This is a genomic window from Phytobacter diazotrophicus (assembly GCF_052061655.1).
Taxonomy (GTDB): Bacteria; Pseudomonadota; Gammaproteobacteria; order Enterobacterales; family Enterobacteriaceae; genus Phytobacter; species Phytobacter diazotrophicus.
The window spans coordinates 815696-837219 of the sequence record NZ_CM125428.1 but is presented as its reverse complement, the minus strand read 5'-3'; the positions used below and the strand labels follow the sequence as shown (position 1 = coordinate 837219).

Here is a 21524-nt window from a genome sequence, read left to right as displayed (position 1 = left end):
CATCGGTTAATGAAACAAGCGGTTATTCTACCATGCAAGGACGTAACGACCAGTATTGCGCCCGCAGTTCGCCACTTCCGCTAAAGGTTATTTGTGCAGGATGTGACGGGAAGTAGCGGCTGCTCATTACGCCAGCGCCCTCATTGATGAAGATCTCAACGCTTGAGCTGTCACATAAAATTTGCAGCACATTTGCCTCTCCGTCCCAGTAACGCGAGAGCCATTCGCCATTTTCCAGGCTACGACGGTCAAGACGCAGATGGTCTTTATGCCAGTGCAGGATAAGCGTATCGCCAATATTCAGTGTCAGCTCACCTTCGCACTCGACCCATAGCTCCAGGCTCCGGGCGTCCATCACCGGTGCGTCATCCACAGGCCCTGCAAAACGGCGCTCATTTTCGCGCAGCGCCTGCAATTCCCTGACCGGCTGTTGATACAATTTACCGTTGCGGTTGGAAAGCTCACGCACGCAGGTCATTTGATGGATCCAGCCCTGCGCTACCGTCGGCTGGCGCATCTCTTCGCCATCCGGCACACCCATCCAGCCCACCAGCAGGCGCCGACCGTCAGCGCTTAAGGTGGTTTGCGGGGCGTAAAACTCAAATCCGGCGTCAAGCTCATGCAGCGCGCCATGTTCAAACGTCGCCTGTTCAGGGGAGAATGCCCCACTCAGGTACGCGCTCGGGTGGGTATTAAGGAAACGGTGCGCTTCACGTGCCACCCCTTGCGGGCAACAGATGAGGAAAGTATCAGCGCCCAGAGTGAACAGGTCCGGGCACTCCCACATGTACCCTGCCTCCCCTAAACCGCCGAGGCCGCTACCGGCGAGCTCACCGAGTAACTGCCAGTGATGCAAATCGTCGGAACGAAGCAGCAGCACTTTGCCGCGTAGCGCCAGATCCTGGGCGCCGAGCACCATGTACCACTGGTTTTCGTGCTGCCAGACTTTCGGATCTCTGACGTGCCCGGTGTAGCCCTCCGGCAACGCGATGACGGGCCCCAGCTTATCAAACCCACCTTCGGCGTTCTGCACCGCCAGACATTGCCAGGCCGTGCGCCCACCCCCGGCGAATTTCACGTTGCCGGTATAACACAGCGTCAGTGCGCCCTGGTTGTTGACTGCGCTACCGGAATAGCAACCGCTGCGGTCATACTCCTCTTCCGGCATTAGCGCTATCGGCTCATGCTGCCAGTGCAGTAAATCCGCTGAACTCCAGTGCCCCCAGCATTTGTGATTGTGCTGACAGCCGAGCGGGTTCCACTGATAAAACAGATGAAACCGCCCCTGAAAATGGATAAAACCATTGGGGTCATTCAACAGCCCCGTCGCCGGGGCCAGATGCCAGGCCGGATAGTGGCTGTCACGCAGTGCTTTCGGTTGGCCTTTAAGTACTGACAGTAAAATCTTCGGCAACAGGGCTGATGGCGTCATTATTCGGAGTCCGTTTTGTATTTAAGCAGGTAAGAGATAACAAAGGCGACGCTGAAAGCAATCACCATCCCGATAGCGTAATTCAGTAACGAGCTGGCCTGTACAATCGCCATGCCCGGAATGCCCGTTAACCCTACGGCTGTCATATAGACATGGACCGAGACCACCCAGGCACCACCAACCGCCCCACCAATCAGCGCTGCAATAAAGGGTTTTACAAAACGCAGGTTGATACCAAAAATAGCGGCTTCTGTAATGCCAAGGAGCGCCGAAAACGCCGATGGCAGGGTAATGGCTTTGATTTTGGCATCTTTGGTTTTGAACCACACCGCCAGACAAGCACCGCCCTGAGCCACGTTGGCCATCGCCCAGATAGGCAGCAGGAAGTTCACGCCAATAGACGGGTTGCCCAATAACCCCGCTTCGATCGCATGGAAACTGTGATGCACGCCGGTAATGACAATCACCGAATAGAGACCGCCGAACAACAACCCTGCCAGCCAGCCGGCATGGGTGATGAGCGTGCTCAACACAAAGGAGATACCGTCACCCAGCGCACGCCCCGCCGGGCCGATGACCAGCAGCGCGACAAAACCGGTGATAATAACCGTCAAAAACGGCGTCAGAATCAGATCCAGCGCGTCAGGAATGACCCGGCGCAACTGTTTTTCCAGGACACTCATAAACCAGACGGCAAGCAGCACCGGGAAGACCGTGCCCTGATAGCCGATCATCGCTACTTCGATACCAAAAAAGTTCATGGTATGGAACCCGGCGGCTACGCCCCAGGCGTTGGTCAGCGCCGGGTGCGTCAGAATGCCGCCCAGCGTCGCGCCCAGGAAGGGGTTACCGCCAAATTCACGCGCCGCGGTGAAACCAATCAGGATAGGCAGAATAATGAACGCCGCCGAGCTGAACATATCCAGCATGATATAGAGCGCGTTTTCCGGATTGACCCAGCCGTAGGTTTTCACCATTCCCAGCAGCCCCATCAACAAACCCGACGCCACGATGGCTGGGATGATCGGGACGAAAATGTTCGATAACAAACGGGCCGCGCGCTGGAACGGATTCAGTTTGCGGGCAGCAATGGCAGCGGCCTCGGACTTGCTCGTTTCGCCAATACCCGCCTCTTTGATAAAGGCGGCATAGACTTTATTCACCACGCCGGTGCCGAAAATAATCTGCAACTGTCCGGCATTGCGAAAACAACCTTTCACCCCTTCAACCTTGCCGATCGCCGTGGTGTCTGCTTTGGCATCTTCCGCCAGAACCAGCCGCAGTCGCGTAGCGCAATGCGCTGCGCTGACGATATTGTCCTTGCCGCCCAGCAGCGGTAAGAGCGAGCGGGAAATTTGTTCAAAGTCCATATAAGCCCCTGTTTTATGGAGATTTGTAATAATTAGCGCGTCAAGAAGCCCCTTAACGGGGCTTCATTATCAGAACCAGGTTTCCATCTGCACGCCGAAGGTCCATTCGCCGCCAGACTTAAAGCCGTTGCTACCCAAAGCATCATCGCTGGCATAGTTGTCCAGCTTGTGATCCCAATCCATCCAGGAGGCGAAAAGACGCAGTTCCGGACGTTTCAGGAACTCACCCACATCACCCGCTTTCAATGTTGGCGCAACGGTGAGTTTGTAGAAGCTGCCGTTGACCGCATTGCGGCTGTTGTAACCCTCCGGTTTGAGATCCATATACTGATAGCTGCCTTCATACTGCATCTCGAAATTCTGCGTCAGTTCCTGAATCAGTCGCATGTTAACCGTCGCCCACTCGTAGCTGTCGCCTTTGACGTAACGGTCTTTGCTGCTCTGCGCCAGTACCGCAGGGGCAATATGCCAGCCACCACCCAGTGGGGTCATGCCGTAGGTCGCCAGACGCCAGGTATCCGCCTGAGGTAACAGCGCGCCATCCGCCCCTACTGTTTTCACCTCAGCACCGAGGCCATGGCCGTAAAGCAGCGCAGTTTTCGACATCCCCTCACGCAAGCCATAGAAACTTTCGTTGTGCAGCCCTAACAGCGCATGGACACCGGTGTTAGCCGCATCGCTTTTCACTTTGTTGCCATCGAGGTCAACGCGGTCGTTGTTGTCTTTTGCACGCATGCCGCTAACCATCGCCTGCACCGGGCCAAAGTAGTTGTTCAGCGTCAGGATGTAGTTCTGGGCATTATTTTCACTGTTTTCGATATCGCCAAAGGTGCGGCCATAGAGAGAGAAGTTGCTATGCGCGTTATCGCTCCACTTCATGTCATAGATACCTGCGCCGGTCCCGGCGAGGAAAATCACGTCCGAATCAAGCCAGTGAATATCGAAGTTATCGCGGTCAAAGCGTTTCCCGGCCCAGACGGTAGTGTCTTTAAACGCGCCGGTGAAGGTGGGCAGATGGCCCAGCTCGGTAAAGGCCTGACGCAGGTTGAGGTCGCTGCTCGATGCCGTCCAGTCGTTGTAGCTGCGCTGTCCGTCGGCCAGCATCACTTTAAAGCGCGTGGTGGCGCCGTTAGCCAGCGTCTGTTTATGTTCAAGATTCATCTCAACATAGGTATCCGGCTCGTTGCCCAGACGGCCAACATGTCCACCCGTTTCACCGGCTGGCGTCATCCCTGGCCCACCCTGGGTTTTAGCCGCGGAGTCGCTCATCAGCAGTCCCGAACGGGCATAGCCATGGAACTCAAAGCCACCTTCTTGTGATGATTTCTGCTCCAGTTGCGTGGTGCGCTGCGCCACCTCAGCCGTGGTGGTCTGCGTTTTCTGCTGCTCGGTTGCCACATTTCTTGCCTGCAACTCGGCGGCTTCTGCTCTTTTTTCTGCGTTAGTCGCCCGCTGTTCGGCGGCCTGTAAACGTTGTTCCAGCGCGGCAAGGCGCGCCTCGATGCTGCTGGTCCCCGGCTCTGCTGCAAGGGCAGAACCCGACCCCATTAACAAACCAAGCGTGATAGCGAGCGTGCTTTTTCTCATTGTTTTTGCGTCCCTATGAAAGAGGTAAGAGTGCTGAATGTTTTGCTAAACCGGTTTAGTCGCGAATCATAATCGTGGTGAATTTCAACCTGCAAACAAATTAGCTAAACCGGTTTAGTGAATGTGAGGAGGGTCGCAAATCGTTATGGAAATCAGCCCTGCGGCGCCATCAAAGCCGCAAGATGGGGTAGCGCGGTCATCGCCCCTTTCGCCGTGGTCGCCAGTGCACCGCATCGTTGCGCATACTTAAGGCCCAATGCCAGATCTGGCTCGCTTTGGGGTAAACCTCTTTGCGCCAGTTGCCACAGCAACCCGGCCACAAAGGCATCACCCGCACCGGTGGTATCCACGCTTGCTACGGGCTCGCTGGAATAATGGAAAATGTCGCCCTTGAAGAGCGCCTGCACGCCAGCTTTGCCCTGAGTGACCAGCAAAAGTTTGATCGCAAAACGTTCTGCCAGCGTTTTCATCGCGATACGCAAATCCGAGGAGGCCGTCATAAAAGCCAGCTCTTCTTCAGAGAGCTTTACCACATCGGCCAGTGCGAAGGCTCGCTCCAGATACCGCTGCAGCATCTGCGGATCCTGCCAGAGATCGGTACGAATATTAGGATCAAAACTGACAAAGCCGCCGGCTTCACGTATGCGCTGCATGGCGAGTAACGTCGTGGTCCGCGAAGGTTCAGCCGAGAGCGCAATAGAACAGCAGTGTAACCACTCCCCCTGCCGGAAAGCTGGCAAATCATCAGCCTGCAAGAAAAGATCGGCGCTGGGGCGCACCATGAAGGTGAAGGAACGCTCGCCTTCGTCGTCAAGGGCGACGACAACGGTGGATGTACGCTGTGCCTCGTCAAAGGTCATATAATCCGTGTTCACCTTTTCCTGACGTAGCGAGTCGTACATAAATTTGCCAAAAGGATCCTGCCCCACCCGGCCGATAAAACCGCTTTTCCCTTCCAGCCGCGCAATGCCAACGGCGACATTGGCCGGGGCTCCCCCCGCGCACTGCATTAATCGCCCGTCGCCCTCTGGCAACAGATCAACAACGGCATCACCCAGACACCAGACTTGAGCTGACATGGTTTTCTCCCAGTAGAATGTATTGCTAAAATCTAATTAAACCGGTTTAGCAAAGCAAATCTATTCTGCTGCCAATGCAAAATGAGGTGCGCTACATCAACCGCAGGGTCTTGCCTGGCGGTCTGTTTGTGGCATTGGCTTTTTGGGCGGTTTAGCCGTCACTCCTGCCAAATTCATCAATTCCAGTGCCTCACGAAATCACATCCTGATATTCTCTTTGGTCATCGCAACGTTCACATCTGCCACAACATCGTGCTAACCATCAGGAGTCAACATGAGCCAACCGTTACATGCCGAGCCGCTGGTCTGGGGTCACGGCCCACGCACTTTTGAAGTTTTTCTGGAACCCACCTGCCCGTTCTCCGTGCGCGCGTTTAACAAACTGGATGCGCTGCTAAAAGAAGTGGGTGAAGACAAGGTGACGGTAAAAATTCGCCTGCAATCGCAGCCCTGGCATTTGTTTTCTGGCGTCATTGTGCGCTGCATTCTTGCCGCCTCCACGCTGCCCAATGGTCGCGATGCCGCACATAAGGTGATGCAGGCTGTTGCCGATCACCGGGAAGAGTTCGAGTTTACCGACCACTGCAGCGGCCCGAATATGGATGCCACCCCGCAGCAGATCATCGAGCGAATTGAAAATTATAGCGGCGTGAAGGTGAGTGAAGCCTTCGCGCGCCCGGAATTGCAGACGGAAATCAAATGGCACTGTAAATATGCGCGCCAGAACGGTATCCACGTCTCCCCCACCTTTATGGTCAACGGCCTGGTACAGGCGGATCTGGGCAGCGGTGATGATATCAGCGCCTGGGCGGCGCGTATTCTGGCCTGATTGGAGCGGGGAAACACGCCCCTATCCGACGGCTGCTACACTGCTTCAATACCTTAACGAAAAGGCAGGTCAACATGTCAGAGAACACCTATCAACCCCCAAAAGTCTGGACGTGGGATAAAGACAGCGGCGGCGGCGCGTTTGCCAATATAAACCGCCCCATTTCCGGCGCGACCCATGACAAAAAATTACCCGTTGGTAAGCACCCGCTACAGCTTTATTCGCTGGGTACGCCGAACGGTCAAAAAGTGACGATCATGCTCGAAGAGCTACTGGCGAAAGGCGTGAAAGAGGCGGAGTATGACGCCTGGCTCATCCGCATTGGTGAAGGCGATCAGTTCTCCAGCGGCTTTGTGGATGTGAATCCGAACTCCAAAATTCCGGCGCTGCGTGACCACTCCACCACCCCGCCAACGCGTGTATTTGAGTCCGGCGCCATTCTGCTTTATCTGGCAGAGAAGTTTGGTCACTTCCTGCCCAAAGACCTCGCCGGGCGGACTGAAACACTGAACTGGCTGTTCTGGCTGCAAGGCTCAGCGCCGTTCCTCGGCGGCGGCTTTGGTCACTTCTATAATTATGCGCCGGTAAAAATCGAGTACGCTATCAACCGCTTTACGATGGAAGCCAAGCGACAGTTAGATGTGCTCGACAAGCAGCTCGCAACACACAAGTTCGTGGCGGGTGACGAATACACCATCGCCGATATGGCCATCTGGCCGTGGTATGGCAACGTGGTACTGGGCAATGTTTACAACGCCGCCGAGTTCCTTGAAGCCAGTGGCTACCAGAATGTTCTGCGCTGGGCCAAAGAGGTTGCTGAGCGTCCTGCCGTGAAACGTGGGCGTATGGTCAACCGTACCTTTGGTGAGCCGAGCGAACAGTTGCACGAACGCCACGATGCCAGCGATTTCGACACCCACACCGAAGACAAACGCAACGGCTAATCCCCCTCTTCCCGGACGGCAAGCGTCCGGGAATTCCCCTTCCCAGACCAGCCTGAGACTGTTTTTATCACTTCATATTTACAACCTCTGAGATAACCAGTAAGAATGCCTTTTATTTACCCATAATCACGCCAAATGTCTGAAAATGCGCTAAAACAGCAGGTCCAGAACCTGAAAAAGCATAACGCCCGTCTGGTGCGAATTGCGCGTGATGCCCGTAACAAGCTCAGCGCGGCGCTGGATGGCACAGGCCTCTGTTTATGGCAGCTTGATGTGCCCAGCGGGAAACTGATTATCTACAACCGACGCTGGGGATCGATGCTCGGCTATCAGCCAAAAGAGCTCAGCGCCCACTTTAATGTCTGGAAAGAGCATCTGCATGAGGATGACCGCCAGCGCGTTCTCGATGCGTTTTACGACCACCTCAACGGCAAAACCCCGTTCTATGAAGCGCTGCACCGTATGCAGCATAAAAACGGCACCGTCACCTGGGTGCTGGACCGTGGGCGTGTCACTGACCGGGACAGCGACGGCAAGCCGTTAAAGGTCACCGGTACCCACATCGACATGACCAAAGAGAAGCAGTATGAAGAGCAGCTTGCGGCGCTGGCGAACCACGACCCGCTGACCGGGCTGGCGAACCGCCACGCGCTGATTCATCATTTCGATACGCTCAAGGCGGCTGGCCCGTTGTGCATCGCGTTTATCGATCTGGACGATTTTAAAGTCGTCAACGACACCTTTGGTCACCGTAGTGGTGATGAATTGTTGATACAGTTAAGTCGGCGCCTGCGTGAAGCCTGCCCGGAAGGGTCAGTGGTAGGGCGTCTGGGGGGCGATGAGTTTGTCCTGCTGCTGCCGTTTGCGCTCAACAGTTTGCTTATCAACAGCACCGCGCATAATTGCCTGCACGCCGCGCTAACCCCCTTCGAGCTGGATAATGGCGAGGCACAGGTGGGGGCATCCATCGGTATCGATGAAGTACAGCGCGGCGACGATTTTGTTAACGCACTACGCCGCGCAGACCAGTCGATGTATCAGATAAAACATACCGGTAAAAATGGTGCAGCCATTGGTCACACGCTGCTGTCCCTTTCATACCGGCAGGCGGAACCGACATGAAAATGACACGCCAGGCTTCGTTGATTCAGCTACTGGCAGAACATGAGACATTGACCACCGACGCACTCGCCGGGCAGCTTGGCGTCAGCAAAGAGACCATTCGTCGGGATCTAAAAGCGCTACAGACGCAGGGAAAAATTGTGCGCCGCCACGGTCGGGCGCGATTACTTCACACGCCGCAACAGAGTGATGGCGAGCCGTTTTACGCCCGGCGTAAAAGCCATTATGCAGATAAAGCCGATATTGCCCGCCACGCCCTGAACTGGATTGAGCAAGGGATGACGCTGGCGCTGGATGCCAGTTCGACCTGTTTTCATCTGGCGCGCCAGTTGCCGGATATCCCCCTGACAGTCTTTACCAACAGCCTGCCCGTTTGCCAGGAGATGGCGCGCCGCCAGCATATCGATCTCATCTGCTCTGGCGGACGGCTGGAGCGGCAAAATCGCTGCTACGTGAACCCGGCGCTGGTCACGATGCTGAAATCGCTTGAGGTCGACCTGTTTATTTTTTCCTGCGAAGGGGTGGATGCCAGCGGAGAGATGTGGGATTCAACGAAATATAACGCCACCTATAAAGCACATCTTCTGCGCCGTGCAAATCAGTCTTTATTGCTGATTGATAAAAGTAAATTTTACCGGGCCAGCGAGGCGAAAATCGGTAATCTGGCGCTGGTCACCCAGATGATTACCGATGCCAAACCCGGTTTGGTTCATCTTTGAGGTTCGGTGAAATCCATATCCAGTTCGCGCAGAGCTTCCAGCGTTGCCAGGGCTTCTTCCTCATCAATGACGCTCATGGCAAACCCCACGTGCACCAGCACCCACTGACCAAGCAGCGCGGCGGGTTCGCTTTCACACACCAGCATAATATTCACGTCGCGGCGAACGCCGCAGACATCGACCTGCGCCAGATGATGAGCGCTTTCACCAACGCTCACCACCTGGCCGGGCACACCAATACACATAGCTACTCCTGACCGACTTCGATACTTTTGATTTGCATGCCGCTGTCGTTTTCCCGCTGCAAGCCGGGGCTGTGGCAATGCGGACACACCTCATCCCCGCTCACCTCAACGCTTTCGTTGCAGTTCCAGCACCAGGCCAGAGAAGGACGCTGTGAAAGGTGCAACTGGCACCCTTCTGCCACCGTTCCCCGACAGGTTATCTCAAAGCCAAAACGCAGAGCGCTCTCCTCAATACAGGCAAACGCCCCCAGTTCCAGCCAGACGCCTGTTACCCGCTTTGCCCCATGCTGCTGAGCCTGTTGTTCAAGGATCTCAACCAGGTTCTGGCACAGGGAAAGCTCATGCATACTCGCCGCCTTTAAGGCCAGCAAACAGAGCACGGCGGCTGAGCTGCGGGTCACGCACCGGCAGAGAAAGCACCATGCGCAGGCAATCCTGGGCCAGCGTTTTCCCCTGCCCGACACAGAGATCGTGCGCCAACGGCGACATCAGTGAACAGGCGCAGTACTGGGATAGCCCATCCAGTTCGCCGACAGTAAACATCATCTCGCCAAAGGGAAGTTGCAGGCCGATCTTCTCGCCCACTTTTCGCGGGGGCCAGGACTGATCCGGGCCTGGAAAGATAGCCAGGCTCAGCATCCAGGGCGTCAATACGCAGCCGATCCATTGCCCTTCAAACAACGTAAAGCCGGGGACAAAAACCGGCATAGTCGGATGTAAAAAGGGCAAATCCTGCATCTCATCTGTGGCAATGCGTGCAAACGCAGCTTCCACCAGTTCATGCGGGGAATGTTGAAAACCGAGGAAATCAGACATCCGCGCGCTCCCGTAATGCCGGCGTTACGCCAGATTCCTGTAGCGCCATAAGTACCGCCTGTAACGCAGGCTCCAGGCTTGCCTCAACGATTGGCGTCAGCCCGATGTTCGGCTCCAGCGAGTGGGGAATCACCCCCACCAGGGTAATGTTATCCGGGAATTCGCCGGTAAAGCGCAGGGCGGAAAGGACATCAGATAGCCCCAACTGATGGGGCGAGATTTTATTATTGAACAGCACCGGCACCTCTTCATCACGCAGGATAAGCAGCGCGCCCGGCTCGCTTTTGCGCGACACGATCGCATCAACGATGATCAGGTGGGTGCGATTCGCCATGGCTTCCAGTAACTCCATGCCCGCGGTGCCGCCGTCCAGCACCTCTACGCCTTCCGGCATAACATAGCGCTGCTCCAGCGCTTCAATAACACGAACGCCAATGCCTTCATCGCTCAATAAAATGTTACCGACACCCAGTACCAAAATACGCATCACAGCACCTTCACCGAGACAACATCGTTACCGTCCGCATCAACCACGTGCACCGCGCAGGCCATGCAAGGGTCAAACGAGTGAATGGTACGCACGACTTCCAGTGGTTTATTCGCATCCGCAATCGGGGTGCCAATCAGCGACTGCTCATACGGCCCGATATCGCCATTAGCATTACGCGGACCGGCATTCCAGGTCGACGGCACTACGGCCTGATAGTTGCTGATTTTGCCGTCCTTGATCACCATCCAGTGCGACAACATACCGCGTGGCGCTTCCAGGAAACCTACCCCTTTAAACTCGCCCGTCGCCGGAATATCCGGTTTCACGAACGTTACATGGTCGCCTTTGCCGATATTGGTAATCAGCGCCTTGTACTGATGCTGCAGAATATGCTGTAGCTCGCAGGCGTGAACGGTGCGGCCAATCACGCGGCCAAGTGTGGAGTGCAACTGCTCGACGCCAAGGGTTTTCCCGGTAAGTTTCTGGTAGATCGCAATGATATCGTTAAGTTTTTCCCAGGTCGTTTCCCGTTTCGCGGCCAGCTTATTGAGCATGTTCGCCAGCGGGCCAACTTCCACGGTTTTGCCATAGAAGGTGGGAGATTTCACCCAACTGTATTTGCCCTCGTCCTGCCAGCCCGTGTAGGCAGGCACAGTCGTCCCTTCCCACGGCGCCTGCGGTTCCTCATCTTTATACCAGGCGTGTTTCGCGCTCTCCTGAATCCCCTTGATCAGGTATTCGTCACTGTGGGAAGTGATTTCACGGCGGGTAGCGAGGTCCCCGTTGGCAATGTAGCCGCCGGGGAAAAGGAAGCTGCCATTCTGAGCATCAGTAGGGAATTCCGGTGCGCTCAGATAGTTAACCGCGCCTTTGCCCATCGTCAGCCATTCCGGGTAGAACGCCGCGATCACCGCCGTATCGACCTTATAGACCTGCTCGACAAAGTCTTCCAGCCGGTCAATAAAGGTTTTGATGTACATCAGGCGCTCAAGATTGAGCACGCCCAGCCCATCGAGGTTAATCGGGTTAGCCACGCCGCCAACCGCCAGGTTCTGGATATGCGGGCTTTTGCCACCAAGCAACGCCACCACGCGGTTGGCATCACGTTGGCACTCCAGCGCCTGCAGATAGTGCGCCACGGCAATCAGGTTAATTTCCGGCGGCAGTTTCATTGCCGGATGTCCCCAATAACCGTTGGCGAAAATACCTAACTGCCCGCTGGCAACCAGCGCTTTGATTTTCTGCTGCACTTTGGCGAACTCTTCGGCGCTGTTTAGCGACCAGTTCGAGATGCCTTTTAGCAATGCCGATGCTTTTTGCGGATCGGCCTGCAAAGCCGAGGTGATATCTACCCAGTCGAGTGCGGAAAGCTGGTAGAAATGCACGATATGGTCGTGGGTGGTGTGCGCCGCCAGAATAATATTACGGATGTACTGAGCGTTCAGCGGCACATTGATTTTCAACGCGCTTTCCGCCGCACGCACCGAGGAAATCGCATGGGTGGTGGTGCAAACGCCGCAAATGCGCTGCACGATCATCCACGCGTCGCGCGGATCCCGCCCCTTCACAATCTCTTCCATTCCGCGCCACATGGTTCCCGATGCCCAGGCACGGGAAACCACGCCGTTTTCAATTTCGCAATCAATGCGTAAATGACCCTCAATACGGGTCACCGGATCGATGGTGATACGTTGACTCATGCTTTACTCGCCTCATGGCTTTCTGATTGTTTTAACGGGGGAATTATGGGTAACAGGCGGATAAGTAGGATGTACGCGCAAATCTCCGTTGCCACAAAACCAATGGAAATGATCAGCTCTTCGGCCGTTGGGAAGTAGTGGTAGCCGTCACCGGGATTGAATGCCAGCAAAGAGTAGGACAGACGCCACAGCGCACAACCCAGCAGCATACTCACCGCACCGGTAAACAGGAACCGGGCGTCGTTGCGCAGGCGCGGCACACGAAACACCACCAGCGGGAAAGCCAGCAGCAGTATTTCGGTCCAGAACATCAGGCTGTAACCATCCCCGGCAAAAGCGAACGACAGTTTGTTACGCCAGATAAGCTCGCCAAAGCGCGCCACCAGAAACAGCGCCAGCAGCACGCTCAACGTACCGGTAAGTTTACTGAACAGGTGCCGTTCATCCGGCCCGTTTCCTTTTAACCCCGCCTGTAGCAAAGAACCTTCAAAAATGAGGATGGAGAAGCCCATAATAAACGCCGTCAGCAACGAGAAAAGCGGCAGCATTTCATAGCTTTGCCATAGCGGATGTACTTTGTGCCCGGCGGCAATCATCAGCGACCCCATTGACGACTGGTGCATGGTAGGCAGTAACGCACCCAGCGCAATGATGAAAAACATCACTTTATTGAGCCGTTTTAGCGACACCTTCCAGCCCAGACGCTCCAGCAAAGCAGGGGCAAACTCCAGCGCCATCACGCCGATATAAATCGTCATGCACACCGCGGTCTCAAATAGCACCGAGTTGACGTTAAAATGGCCCGGAATGTAGAAATACGGCAGGTTCCAGTAGCGACCAACGTCGACGGTAATGGATAAGCCCCCCAGCGAATAACCGAACAGGCTGGCCAGCAGTGCCGGACGCACCAGCGGATGATATTCGCCACGATTAAAGGCATAGACCATCCAGGCGAGCGCCCAGCCGCCACAGGCGAAACCGGTGCCGATGAGCAAGTCGAAGGCGATCCAAATCCCCCACGGATACCCACCATTCAGATCGGAAACGGATCCCAGACCGAAAACCAGGCGCTTGAGGATAAACAGCCCGCACAAGACGATCAGCGGCCCAAACATATAGATCGGTTTACTGAGTAACTTTCCGCCAAGCGGCTGCGGATCATGATGCATCGTCATCCCCTCCCTTATGGTCATCGCTTCGGGTATGGCGATACACCAGCGCGGTCAAACCCGCAAGAACGGCCAGCGGCAACATCATCCCCTTGTACACCGTATGCTGAATGTTTTCTGAACGCGCACCGGTCGAAACATCATCCAGCTCCGGCAAGCCCAGACAGGTATAAGGCACGCCCGTCAGTACCATGACCTGCGTGCCTCCCCCTTCATGCTCGCCATAAAGGTGCGGATGATATTTCGGGACTTCGCGAACGTTAGGATCGTTGGCATCCAGCGTCTGGCGCGGGTAAGAATATTCACTGCCGGGTTGCAGTTTCAGACGCTTTTGCGCCTCAGCCAGCAATGCTTCGCGCGTACCGAAAATCACCGCGCCGGTTGGGCAGACTTCGACACACCCCGGCAGCCCCCCTTTGTTGAGCCGCTCCACGCCCGCCTGATTACAGAGCTCACATTTATGCAGCGCGCCGAAGGGGTTGTTGTAATCGTACTTCGGCACGTTGTAGGGACAGGCAACCATGCAATAGCGGCAACCGGTACAGACGCTGGCGTCGTAATGGACGATGCCGGTTTTGGGATCTTTTTTCAGGGCCGAAACCGGGCAGACAGAAACACAGTTCGGGTCAACGCAGTGCATGCACTGTTTTTTGATGTAGGCATAACCGTCTGTCGGCTGATCTTTATGCTGCGCCGTACCGCTACGCCACACCTGGATAATATTGTTGGTATAGGGGGTGAGTTTGGCATTATTCGACCAGGTCTGCTCACCCTGTGGGTTACGTGCCGGGAAGTTGATGTCCTGACAGCGGGTGACGCACGCCTGGCAACCGACACACAGGGTGGAGTCGTAGAGCATTCCCCACGCGCCCGGTATCGCCGGGCGGTTATGCACAGCGGCGGAAACGGGTAGTGCTCCCCCCGCCAGTAGCGCTCCGCCGGAGGCCACCTTCAGAAAGTTACGTCTGTTCACGGTCACTCTCCCTGTGAGTCAGCGTTGTTTTTCTTTTGCTGGCGGCCCAGCTCGCGCACCGTCATTACCCCGACGCCTGCCAGTAATCCCACCACCCCACCCAGCAGACCAACAGCGGAAGCCGACATCACACCGCCTTCTTTGCTGTTCACCTGCGGCTTATCAACGCGAGGCGTGGTGTTTTCAACATGCGCCAGTTGGTGAATGCCTTTGTGGAAGCCAACACCTTCTTCGTTACAGCCATAGCAAGGGTGACCAATCGAAACCGGCCAGACGCCGCCCACGTCGCAGAATTGCAGCGTTGAACAGTTGCCCCAGGTTTCCGGACCTTTACATCCCAAATGGTAGAGGCACCAGCCTTCACGATGCCCGTCATCGCCAAACTCTTTGGCGAAACGTCCGGCATCGAAATGAGGACGACGTTCGCAATGTTCGTGAATCAGCCGACCATAGGCAAAGAGCGGACGGTTTTTCGCATCAAGCTTCGGCGGTTTGCCAAAGGTAATAATGTGCGCCACTGTGGCGAGGAAATTGTGTGGGTTGGGCGGGCAGCCTGGAATATTAATCACCGTTTTGCCTGGGAGCACTTCTTGCAGACCCACCGCCCCGGTGGGGTTAACCCCGGCTGCGGCCACACCGCCCCATGCAGAACAGGAACCAATCGCGATAATCGCCGCGGCATTTTCTGCCGCTTTACGGATGTGGTCGATAATCGGTTCGCCCGCCACCATGCAATAAATGCCGTTGTCTTTAAGCGGAATCGAACCGTCTACCACCAGAACGTACTGCCCTTTATAGGTTTCCAGAGCGTGGTGTTTGTTCTCTTCGACCTGGTGACCAAACGCGGCGCTCAGTACTTCGTGGTACTCCAGCGAGATGGTTTCCAGCACAAGGTTTTCAACGGTGGGATGTGTTGCGCGAAGCAGCGATTCAGTACACCCAGTACACTCCTGCGCGCCAATCCAGACCACGGGCGGGCGCTTGCTCTGTGTAACGGCTTGCGCCATCTTCGCAGCAGCAGTGCTGCTAAGCCCCATCGTGGCTGCCAGTGCGGTACAAAGCTTCATAAAATCGCGACGATTAATGCCGCAGGAGGTAAAAGAAGTCAGTTGAGGAATTTCGTCGGCCATGCATTGTCATTCCTTTGCCAAAAATTAGCCCTGTTTTTACACTGGATTCAGGCAATGGGTGTGCGCGTGCGATCAAGTAATCATACAAAAAGTGTGTCTATACGAACGAAACATTCAATATCAGCGTGGTATGTCACAAAGTACAGAGGATTTACACAGGGGATAAAAACGAAGAAAGCCACGCAGAAGAGTGGCTTTCTAAAAGGCTAAAAACGGTGCCGGTATGCTTAGCGTTCGGCCCGGTAGCCTGCCATAAAAAAACGCATCGCCGTGCCGGAATGGCTCTCACGGAAAAAATCCATGATCATCTCTTTATCCAGCCCATAGCGTCGCGTCAGCACGCCTGCCTCCCAGGCACTCAGTTGCCTGTCACCGGTTTTTTCGAACATACGATGCGAAAAACCGAGCACAAAACCGCGTTTATAGTCAGAACAAAAATGCGTGACCCTACTGGCGTCATCCGCCTGTGTTGCCTTGAGCCCTGCCATCAACCCTTTGCCAAAATGGTTTTCCATTCTTACTGCCCTCAAACGATATATACATAACTATATAGCGATATTTTGAGCAGCAACAGTGTTATTTAAAACGAGACCCATTCATCTGACGAAGAAGCGGCTTTCTTAGCGGTACCGCGCAAGGCAGGTGTTTTCACTGCTGTCGGCGCAGCGACGTTGACCTGCTCATTAGCAGACAAACGGAACTGTTGTACAGAACGCTGCAACTCTTCTGTTTGTACCTCAAGCGCCGCCGCTGCAGCAGAAATTTCTTCTACCAGCGAGGCGTTCTGCTGGGTGACACTATCCATCTGGGTGATGGCGACGCCTACCTGCGAAATGCCTTTGCTCTGCTCCGCAGATGCAGCAGCAATCTGTTTCATGATGGTGGTCACTTCGGTAACCGCACGCAGAATGCCTTCCATTGTAGTGCCGGTGTCATTGACCAGTTTGGCGCCTTTCTCTACGCGGGTAACGGAGTCTGCGATAAGCGATTCGATCTCTTTCGCCGCGCCTGCGCTTCGGCTGGCCAGGTTACGCACTTCGCCTGCAACAACCGCAAAACCACGCCCCTGCTCACCCGCACGAGCAGCTTCGACAGCGGCGTTAAGGGCCAGAATGTTGGTCTGGAAGGCAATGCTATTAATGACTGTAGTGATTTCTGCAATTTTCTTCGAGCTTTGAGAGATGCCATCCATTGTACTGATGACTTCCTCTACCAGCGCGCCGCCCTTACTTGCCGTTGAGGAGGCGACATCGGCCAATTCACTTGCCTGGCTGGCGTTATCGGCGTTCAGTTTCACCGTTGCCGTCAGTTGTTCCATGCTGGCTGCCGTCTGTTCCAGCGCTGCCGCCTGCTCTTCGGTACGGGAAGAGAGATCATTGTTGCCGCTGGAAATCTCGGTCGCGCCGCGCCAGATATTCTCACTACCGTTACGGATAGAGCTGACCGCATCTCGCAGGCTATCCTGAGTCGCACGCAGCAATGGCACGACACGTCCTACGCAATTGCGACCAAAATCCGGGATTGGCTGGCTAAGGTCACCCTGTGCCATTTTCGTGAAGTGAGCACGGATGGCATCTAACGGTCTCACCAGCATGGTCACCAGGTAGCGGTCGGTGAATAGCAGAATCAGTAACCCCAGCACCATTGCCACAATAATAATCACGCGGATGATGTGGGTCTGGCTGTCAACCATGACACGGGTTTCGTCAAGACTGGCACCTGCCGCTTTATTAAAGCTGTCAGTGGTTGCGCCAAATGCCCGACTCAATGCAGGGGTCACGTTGTTTGCCTGCTGACGATAGGCTTCAACCGACCCTTGTTGAGCCGCCTGCATCTGCGGTGTGACACCCTGATCAAGCAGTGCCTGCCAGGCAGCGATTACCTGCTCTGATACCTTCGGATCCATAGGTCCGGGAGAGATAGCTTTAAACTCGGTGAGTTTTTTCGCCATGCTCTCAAGCGACTGCTGTGCAGGGGCAAAATCGACTGCACCGCCTGCGCTTTTTGCCTCCATCGCACGACTAAGGCGCGTAACAAAACGGAAGTACTGGTCATTGCCCTGGCTAAGCAACGTCATTTGTGACACAAGCTGGCGATCAACTTCATTGCCATCTGCCACTTTTGAAAGAGAGAAAACGCTATACAAACCGACACCGGACCACAGCAGGCCAAAAATGCCCAGGATCACCAGCATGACGATTCGGATAGTAAAGTTTTGAAGCATACGCATAATTATTTCCTTGCAGTGAAGGGACATGCTTACTCGGAATTGAGAGTTAATTCCTTTATCGGCAACATTCAGGGAATTTGTATGGTTCAAAGTAAAAAATTGATCACAAAATGGGCAATATTTGTCCATATCCCATCGTGGTTTACCTTCACTTATGAATGTTATTTTTTGAAAACAAGGCGCGATTTATCATTCGATTTTTAAGGTTAGCAACCTAACTAAACACTATGTAACTGCTTTATATTATGAGAGAAATTTATTTATGAGTTATTAGAACCGCAATTAAAATAAAAATGCAAAACGTTTTTTTATAAATAAAAAATCAAAAAAAGCCCTGAGAAAATATTATAAATAAACAAAAAAAGACACGCAATAAATAAAAAACAACAATCCAGCCCTGTATTGGAATTTAAAACAACAATACAAAAATCATTATAAAATATAAAAATAAGCATTAACCATGCTGCCATAAATAAAATCAAAGAAATATTAACCATGCAATTAGTAATGTTATGTGCTTTTTTGTTACCCGTAATGGTGACAAACGGCGGTCTCCACCGTGACGTACAGAGAGAATGATAACCTTCTGATAAAAATGCGATAAATGGAACAGTGCATTGCTTTGAAAGTGACACTGCGCAGGCAGGATTACGGGAGGCGTGGAAAACCAACGGTTATTTCGATCATATTCAATAAATATAATTTATCGTTTGTCCATCTCATCGGAACAACGATGCACGAACGTCATAACCTAAGAATTTTCTCAGAAAATTTGCGCATCTTCAGAAAAAACTCGCATGCCGTATCGCCGACAGCGCTGTCGATATGAAGCATTTGCGCAAGCCTATTTTACCTTGCCGTAACGTCTTAAACACAATATTACCTCAAAGCACTGCCCCCTCTTCTTCCTGGCCAGTTTCGACAATGCATTTCAGCACCATATAATTGTCAAAAAAAATAATCACGAAACTTTATCATTTGAAAAAGCGAAGTTAACGACGAGACTGTTTTACCCCAACGAGAATCATTACCTGGCTCGTTCTCGTTCGGGCGCGGCTTTAAACCTGGCGTACCAACACGCGCTTTCCCAAAAATCCGCCGCATTAAAAACGTAAAGTCTTGTTGTGACACGATGACGATATAGAATAAAAACACTGTTTCGACCCTACATCTACAAGAAAGGAGACATCATGCCCTGGTTTGCCAACCCTGCTCGCTATGAGCAGATGCAGTATCGTTACTGCGGTAAAAGCGGCCTGCGCCTGCCCGCACTGTCGCTGGGTTTGTGGCATAGCTTCGGCCATGTTCAAGCCCTTGATTCCCAGCGTGCGCTGTTACGTAAAGCCTTCGATTTAGGCATCACCCATTTTGATTTAGCCAATAACTACGGTCCGCCTCCGGGTAGCGCGGAAGAAAACTTTGGGCGTTTGCTGCGTGAAGATTTCACCGCTTACCGCGATGAGTTGATCATATCCACCAAAGCAGGATATGACATGTGGCCCGGCCCTTACGGTTCCGGCGGCTCCCGTAAGTACTTACTCGCCAGCCTCGATCAAAGCCTGAAACGCATGGGGCTGGACTACGTCGATATCTTCTATTCGCACCGTGTCGATGAGAATACGCCGATGGAAGAGACCGTCGCTGCGCTGGCCCAGGCCGTACAGAGCGGTAAAGCGCTCTATGTCGGTATCTCCTCTTATTCAACGCCGCGAACCCAGACAATGGTAGCGCTGCTGCGCGAGTGGAAGATTCCCCTGTTGATCCATCAGCCTTCTTACAACTTACTTAACCGCTGGGTCGATAAAACGGGCTTACTGGATACGCTAGACGCCAACGGCGTTGGCTGTATCGCCTTTACCCCGCTGGCACAGGGATTGCTGACCGGAAAGTACCTTAACGGGATCCCGGAAGGTTCGCGGATGCAGAAAGAAGGGAAGAAGGTTCGCGGCCTGTCGGAAAAAATGCTGACCGAAGCCAACCTGAACAATCTGCGGTTGCTTAACGAGATGGCCACCGCGCGTGGGCAATCCATGGCCCAGATGGCGCTGAGCTGGCTGCTGAAAGACGCCCGTGTCACCTCCGTGTTGATCGGCGCAAGCCGTCCGGAGCAACTGGAAGACAACGTGCTGGCGCTAAACAATCTGACATTCAGTGAACACGAACTGGCGCAGATCGATAAGCATGTTGCCGACGGTGAACTCAACCTCTGGCACGCCTCCTCCGATAAGTAAAAATGAAGGGGGCGTAGTTCCCCCTTCTTTTATTACCATTCAGGTGGTTTATCGGCATTTCATAGAAAAATTCGCACTATTTACCCCAGCAATGACGCACTTTCCGAGGGTAACTCCCGTTATCCCGCTTTTTATCCCCGCTAATCACCGCATTGCCATCTGGTCATTTATAGCATCATAAGTCATATCGACTGTATAACCAGAGGCACTCAGTATGTCGTTAACGTCAGAGCCGGAAGCTCAATCGTTGCCATTCCTGGGAATGGCGCCGTTTTTACGTATGAGCATCGCAGGTGTTGACTTCTCCTCTATGGCACAAGAAATGATCGCCCTTGCGGAAAAAGCACCGGAAGATGCGACCCTGTGGATGAACCTTGCCACGGCCATGATGAGCCTGAAACATGAAGAGTTAGGTCTGCAAATTCAAAACCAGGCGCTGCAGATGCAACGCGTTTACCACTGGCATGCGCGTCAGCCAACGAAACTGCGTGTACTGATGCTGATGGTGCCGGGTAATCTTTCGGCCAATATTCCGCTCGACTGCCTGCTTGAAGATAGCGACATCGATCTCATCAATTACTATGTTGATCCCACCGCGCCGCATCCGTTGACGTCACCCGTGCCGGAACACGATCTGGTGATGGTGGCGATTGGTGCCAGCGACGAACAAAGTGCCGTTTTGCAGCGCCTGGAGAATGTTCTGCGCGACTGGCCTACGCCGGTCCTGAATCCGCCTCAAAACGTCCCCAATTCTGAACGCCACAACGCCAGTATCCTGCTGCAAAATGTACCCGGTCTGGTGATCTGTCCGGCGCTGCATATCAGCCGCCAGTCCCTGCAATCTGTGGCAGCGGGAGAGAAGTCCGTCTCCGATATCGCCGACGATCACGCCTTCCCGATTATTCTGCGCCCGGTCGGCAGCCATGGTGGTCACGGTCTACAAAAAGTGGATAACCGTGAGGCCGTCGCATCCTATCTGCAGCAGAACGAAGAGGATACGTTTTTCTTGTCCCGTTTCGTGGATTACAGCGGTGAAGACGGTCTGTTTCGCAAAATGCGCCTGGTGCTAATCGACGGCAAAGCGTATGCCTGCCATATGGGCGTGTCGTCCAACTGGATGATCCATTATGTCAACGCAGGGATGTACGAAGACGAAAACAAACGCGCTCAGGAGGCTCGCTTCCTGAACGAATTCGCTGATTTTGCCGCACGCCACCGTGATGCACTGGACGCAATTAGCCAGCGCACGGGTCTTGAGTACATCGGTATCGATTGTGCCGAGACGCAGAACGGCGAACTGCTGATTTTTGAAATCGATCCGGCGATGGTCGTGCACGCCATGGACGACGAAGTGATGTTTCCCAACAAGCAGATTCATATGCATAAAGTCAAAACTGCGATGCGGGAAATGTTGTTACAACGGGCCGGTAAAACGCTCTAACCCATTTATGCTACACA

General features: G+C 54.0%; 20 protein-coding genes. 6 read left to right on the top strand and 14 right to left on the bottom strand.

All coding sequences use genetic code 11. From position 1 onward, the window contains the following. Positions 1-22: 22 nt before the first annotated feature. The 4 genes from ACS0RQ_RS04070 to cscK form a co-directional block, all read right to left on the bottom strand. The gene (locus ACS0RQ_RS04070) at positions 23-1432 is read right to left on the bottom strand and encodes a sucrose-6-phosphate hydrolase (protein ID WP_271849713.1); all 1410 of its coding nucleotides are present in this window, start codon (positions 1430-1432) and stop codon (positions 23-25) included. Further along, a complete protein-coding gene (locus tag ACS0RQ_RS04065) occupies positions 1432-2802 on the bottom strand; it encodes a sucrose-specific PTS transporter subunit IIBC (RefSeq protein WP_039078053.1) in 1371 nt (456 codons plus the stop codon). Before ACS0RQ_RS04065 ends, ACS0RQ_RS04070 begins: the two co-directional genes overlap by 1 nt. Positions 2803-2871: 69 nt before the next feature. Further along, positions 2872-4389 (bottom strand): carbohydrate porin, encoded by a 1518-nt coding sequence (locus ACS0RQ_RS04060; protein ID WP_271849712.1) that lies wholly within the window; start codon positions 4387-4389, stop codon positions 2872-2874. 152 nt (positions 4390-4541) lie between these two features. Further along, positions 4542-5468: a fructokinase gene (cscK, locus tag ACS0RQ_RS04055; RefSeq protein ID WP_271849711.1), complete on the bottom strand. Its 927-nt coding sequence runs from the start codon at positions 5466-5468 to the stop codon at positions 4542-4544. A gap of 274 nt (positions 5469-5742) precedes the next feature. Here cscK and ACS0RQ_RS04050 point away from each other — a divergent pair, with 274 nt between their 5' ends. From ACS0RQ_RS04050 to fucR, 4 genes are all read left to right on the top strand, one after another. Further along, entirely contained in the window at positions 5743-6297 is a 555-nt protein-coding gene (locus tag ACS0RQ_RS04050) for a DsbA family protein (RefSeq protein ID WP_110295754.1), read from the top strand. Positions 6298-6371: 74 nt separating this feature from the next. Beyond that, on the top strand, positions 6372-7241 hold the full coding sequence (yghU, locus tag ACS0RQ_RS04045) for a glutathione-dependent disulfide-bond oxidoreductase (protein WP_271849710.1): 870 nt from the start codon (positions 6372-6374) through the stop codon (positions 7239-7241). A 135-nt stretch (positions 7242-7376) separates the two neighbouring features. Next, positions 7377-8363 (top strand): sensor domain-containing diguanylate cyclase, encoded by a 987-nt coding sequence (locus ACS0RQ_RS04040; RefSeq protein ID WP_271849709.1) that lies wholly within the window; start codon positions 7377-7379, stop codon positions 8361-8363. Continuing rightward, positions 8360-9082, top strand: coding sequence for an L-fucose operon activator (gene fucR / locus ACS0RQ_RS04035; RefSeq protein WP_271849708.1), 723 nt, complete (start codon positions 8360-8362; stop codon positions 9080-9082). Before ACS0RQ_RS04040 ends, fucR begins: the two co-directional genes overlap by 4 nt. Here fucR and hybG read toward each other — a convergent pair. The 10 genes from hybG to ACS0RQ_RS03985 form a co-directional block, all read right to left on the bottom strand. Next, complete coding sequence (gene hybG, locus ACS0RQ_RS04030; protein WP_071194558.1) at positions 9073-9327, bottom strand: hydrogenase maturation factor HybG; 255 nt, start codon at positions 9325-9327, stop codon at positions 9073-9075. The two genes, fucR and hybG, sit on opposite strands and share 10 nt — an antisense overlap. 2 nt (positions 9328-9329) lie before the next feature. Beyond that, positions 9330-9674: a hydrogenase maturation nickel metallochaperone HypA gene (gene hypA / locus ACS0RQ_RS04025; protein ID WP_271849707.1), complete on the bottom strand. Its 345-nt coding sequence runs from the start codon at positions 9672-9674 to the stop codon at positions 9330-9332. Beyond that, complete coding sequence (gene hybE / locus ACS0RQ_RS04020; protein ID WP_271849706.1) at positions 9667-10143, bottom strand: hydrogenase-2 assembly chaperone; 477 nt, start codon at positions 10141-10143, stop codon at positions 9667-9669. The genes hypA and hybE overlap by 8 nt, the downstream gene beginning before the upstream one ends. Further along, positions 10136-10630 carry a HyaD/HybD family hydrogenase maturation endopeptidase gene (locus tag ACS0RQ_RS04015; RefSeq protein WP_271849705.1) on the bottom strand — a complete coding sequence of 165 codons (495 nt, stop codon included), beginning with the start codon at positions 10628-10630 and terminating at the stop codon, positions 10136-10138. The genes hybE and ACS0RQ_RS04015 overlap by 8 nt, the downstream gene beginning before the upstream one ends. Next, complete coding sequence (hybC, locus tag ACS0RQ_RS04010) at positions 10630-12333, bottom strand: hydrogenase 2 large subunit (protein WP_039078064.1); 1704 nt, start codon at positions 12331-12333, stop codon at positions 10630-10632. The genes ACS0RQ_RS04015 and hybC overlap by 1 nt, the downstream gene beginning before the upstream one ends. After that, on the bottom strand, positions 12330-13502 hold the full coding sequence (hybB, locus tag ACS0RQ_RS04005; protein WP_271849770.1) for a Ni/Fe-hydrogenase cytochrome b subunit: 1173 nt from the start codon (positions 13500-13502) through the stop codon (positions 12330-12332). Before hybB ends, hybC begins: the two co-directional genes overlap by 4 nt. After that, a complete protein-coding gene (hybA, locus tag ACS0RQ_RS04000) occupies positions 13492-14475 on the bottom strand; it encodes a hydrogenase 2 operon protein HybA (RefSeq protein ID WP_079497108.1) in 984 nt (327 codons plus the stop codon). Before hybA ends, hybB begins: the two co-directional genes overlap by 11 nt. A 2-nt stretch (positions 14476-14477) precedes the next feature. Next, positions 14478-15605 carry a hydrogenase 2 small subunit gene (gene hybO / locus ACS0RQ_RS03995; RefSeq protein ID WP_071194554.1) on the bottom strand — a complete coding sequence of 376 codons (1128 nt, stop codon included), beginning with the start codon at positions 15603-15605 and terminating at the stop codon, positions 14478-14480. Between the two features lie 227 nt (positions 15606-15832). After that, positions 15833-16120: a DUF2623 family protein gene (locus ACS0RQ_RS03990; protein ID WP_271849704.1), complete on the bottom strand. Its 288-nt coding sequence runs from the start codon at positions 16118-16120 to the stop codon at positions 15833-15835. Positions 16121-16185: 65 nt separating this feature from the next. Beyond that, positions 16186-17835: a methyl-accepting chemotaxis protein gene (locus ACS0RQ_RS03985; protein ID WP_271849703.1), complete on the bottom strand. Its 1650-nt coding sequence runs from the start codon at positions 17833-17835 to the stop codon at positions 16186-16188. Between the two features lie 1190 nt (positions 17836-19025). On the opposite strand from ACS0RQ_RS03985, the gene ACS0RQ_RS03980 reads away from it, so the two are divergent. Further along, on the top strand, positions 19026-20066 hold the full coding sequence (locus ACS0RQ_RS03980) for an aldo/keto reductase (RefSeq protein WP_271849702.1): 1041 nt from the start codon (positions 19026-19028) through the stop codon (positions 20064-20066). 214 nt (positions 20067-20280) lie between these two features. Beyond that, a complete protein-coding gene (locus ACS0RQ_RS03975; protein WP_271849701.1) occupies positions 20281-21507 on the top strand; it encodes an ATP-grasp domain-containing protein in 1227 nt (408 codons plus the stop codon). The last annotated feature ends 17 nt before the right edge of the window (positions 21508-21524 follow it).

What these genes read in the sequence shown, in the direction of transcription:
- ACS0RQ_RS04070 (WP_271849713.1), bottom strand. Translation starts at nt 1,432, where the DNA reads ATGACGCCATCAGCCCTGTTGCCGAAGATTTTACTGTCAGTACTTAAA.
- ACS0RQ_RS04065 (WP_039078053.1), bottom strand. Translation starts at nt 2,802, where the DNA reads ATGGACTTTGAACAAATTTCCCGCTCGCTCTTACCGCTGCTGGGCGGC.
- ACS0RQ_RS04060 (WP_271849712.1), bottom strand. Translation starts at nt 4,389, where the DNA reads ATGAGAAAAAGCACGCTCGCTATCACGCTTGGTTTGTTAATGGGGTCG.
- cscK (WP_271849711.1), bottom strand. Translation starts at nt 5,468, where the DNA reads ATGTCAGCTCAAGTCTGGTGTCTGGGTGATGCCGTTGTTGATCTGTTG.
- ACS0RQ_RS04050 (WP_110295754.1), top strand. Translation starts at nt 5,743, where the DNA reads ATGAGCCAACCGTTACATGCCGAGCCGCTGGTCTGGGGTCACGGCCCA.
- yghU (WP_271849710.1), top strand. Translation starts at nt 6,372, where the DNA reads ATGTCAGAGAACACCTATCAACCCCCAAAAGTCTGGACGTGGGATAAA.
- ACS0RQ_RS04040 (WP_271849709.1), top strand. Translation starts at nt 7,377, where the DNA reads ATGTCTGAAAATGCGCTAAAACAGCAGGTCCAGAACCTGAAAAAGCAT.
- fucR (WP_271849708.1), top strand. Translation starts at nt 8,360, where the DNA reads ATGAAAATGACACGCCAGGCTTCGTTGATTCAGCTACTGGCAGAACAT.
- hybG (WP_071194558.1), bottom strand. Translation starts at nt 9,327, where the DNA reads ATGTGTATTGGTGTGCCCGGCCAGGTGGTGAGCGTTGGTGAAAGCGCT.
- hypA (WP_271849707.1), bottom strand. Translation starts at nt 9,674, where the DNA reads ATGCATGAGCTTTCCCTGTGCCAGAACCTGGTTGAGATCCTTGAACAA.
- hybE (WP_271849706.1), bottom strand. Translation starts at nt 10,143, where the DNA reads ATGTCTGATTTCCTCGGTTTTCAACATTCCCCGCATGAACTGGTGGAA.
- ACS0RQ_RS04015 (WP_271849705.1), bottom strand. Translation starts at nt 10,630, where the DNA reads ATGCGTATTTTGGTACTGGGTGTCGGTAACATTTTATTGAGCGATGAA.
- hybC (WP_039078064.1), bottom strand. Translation starts at nt 12,333, where the DNA reads ATGAGTCAACGTATCACCATCGATCCGGTGACCCGTATTGAGGGTCAT.
- hybB (WP_271849770.1), bottom strand. Translation starts at nt 13,502, where the DNA reads ATGCATCATGATCCGCAGCCGCTTGGCGGAAAGTTACTCAGTAAACCG.
- hybO (WP_071194554.1), bottom strand. Translation starts at nt 15,605, where the DNA reads ATGGCCGACGAAATTCCTCAACTGACTTCTTTTACCTCCTGCGGCATT.
- ACS0RQ_RS03990 (WP_271849704.1), bottom strand. Translation starts at nt 16,120, where the DNA reads ATGGAAAACCATTTTGGCAAAGGGTTGATGGCAGGGCTCAAGGCAACA.
- ACS0RQ_RS03985 (WP_271849703.1), bottom strand. Translation starts at nt 17,835, where the DNA reads ATGCGTATGCTTCAAAACTTTACTATCCGAATCGTCATGCTGGTGATC.
- ACS0RQ_RS03980 (WP_271849702.1), top strand. Translation starts at nt 19,026, where the DNA reads ATGCCCTGGTTTGCCAACCCTGCTCGCTATGAGCAGATGCAGTATCGT.
- ACS0RQ_RS03975 (WP_271849701.1), top strand. Translation starts at nt 20,281, where the DNA reads ATGTCGTTAACGTCAGAGCCGGAAGCTCAATCGTTGCCATTCCTGGGA.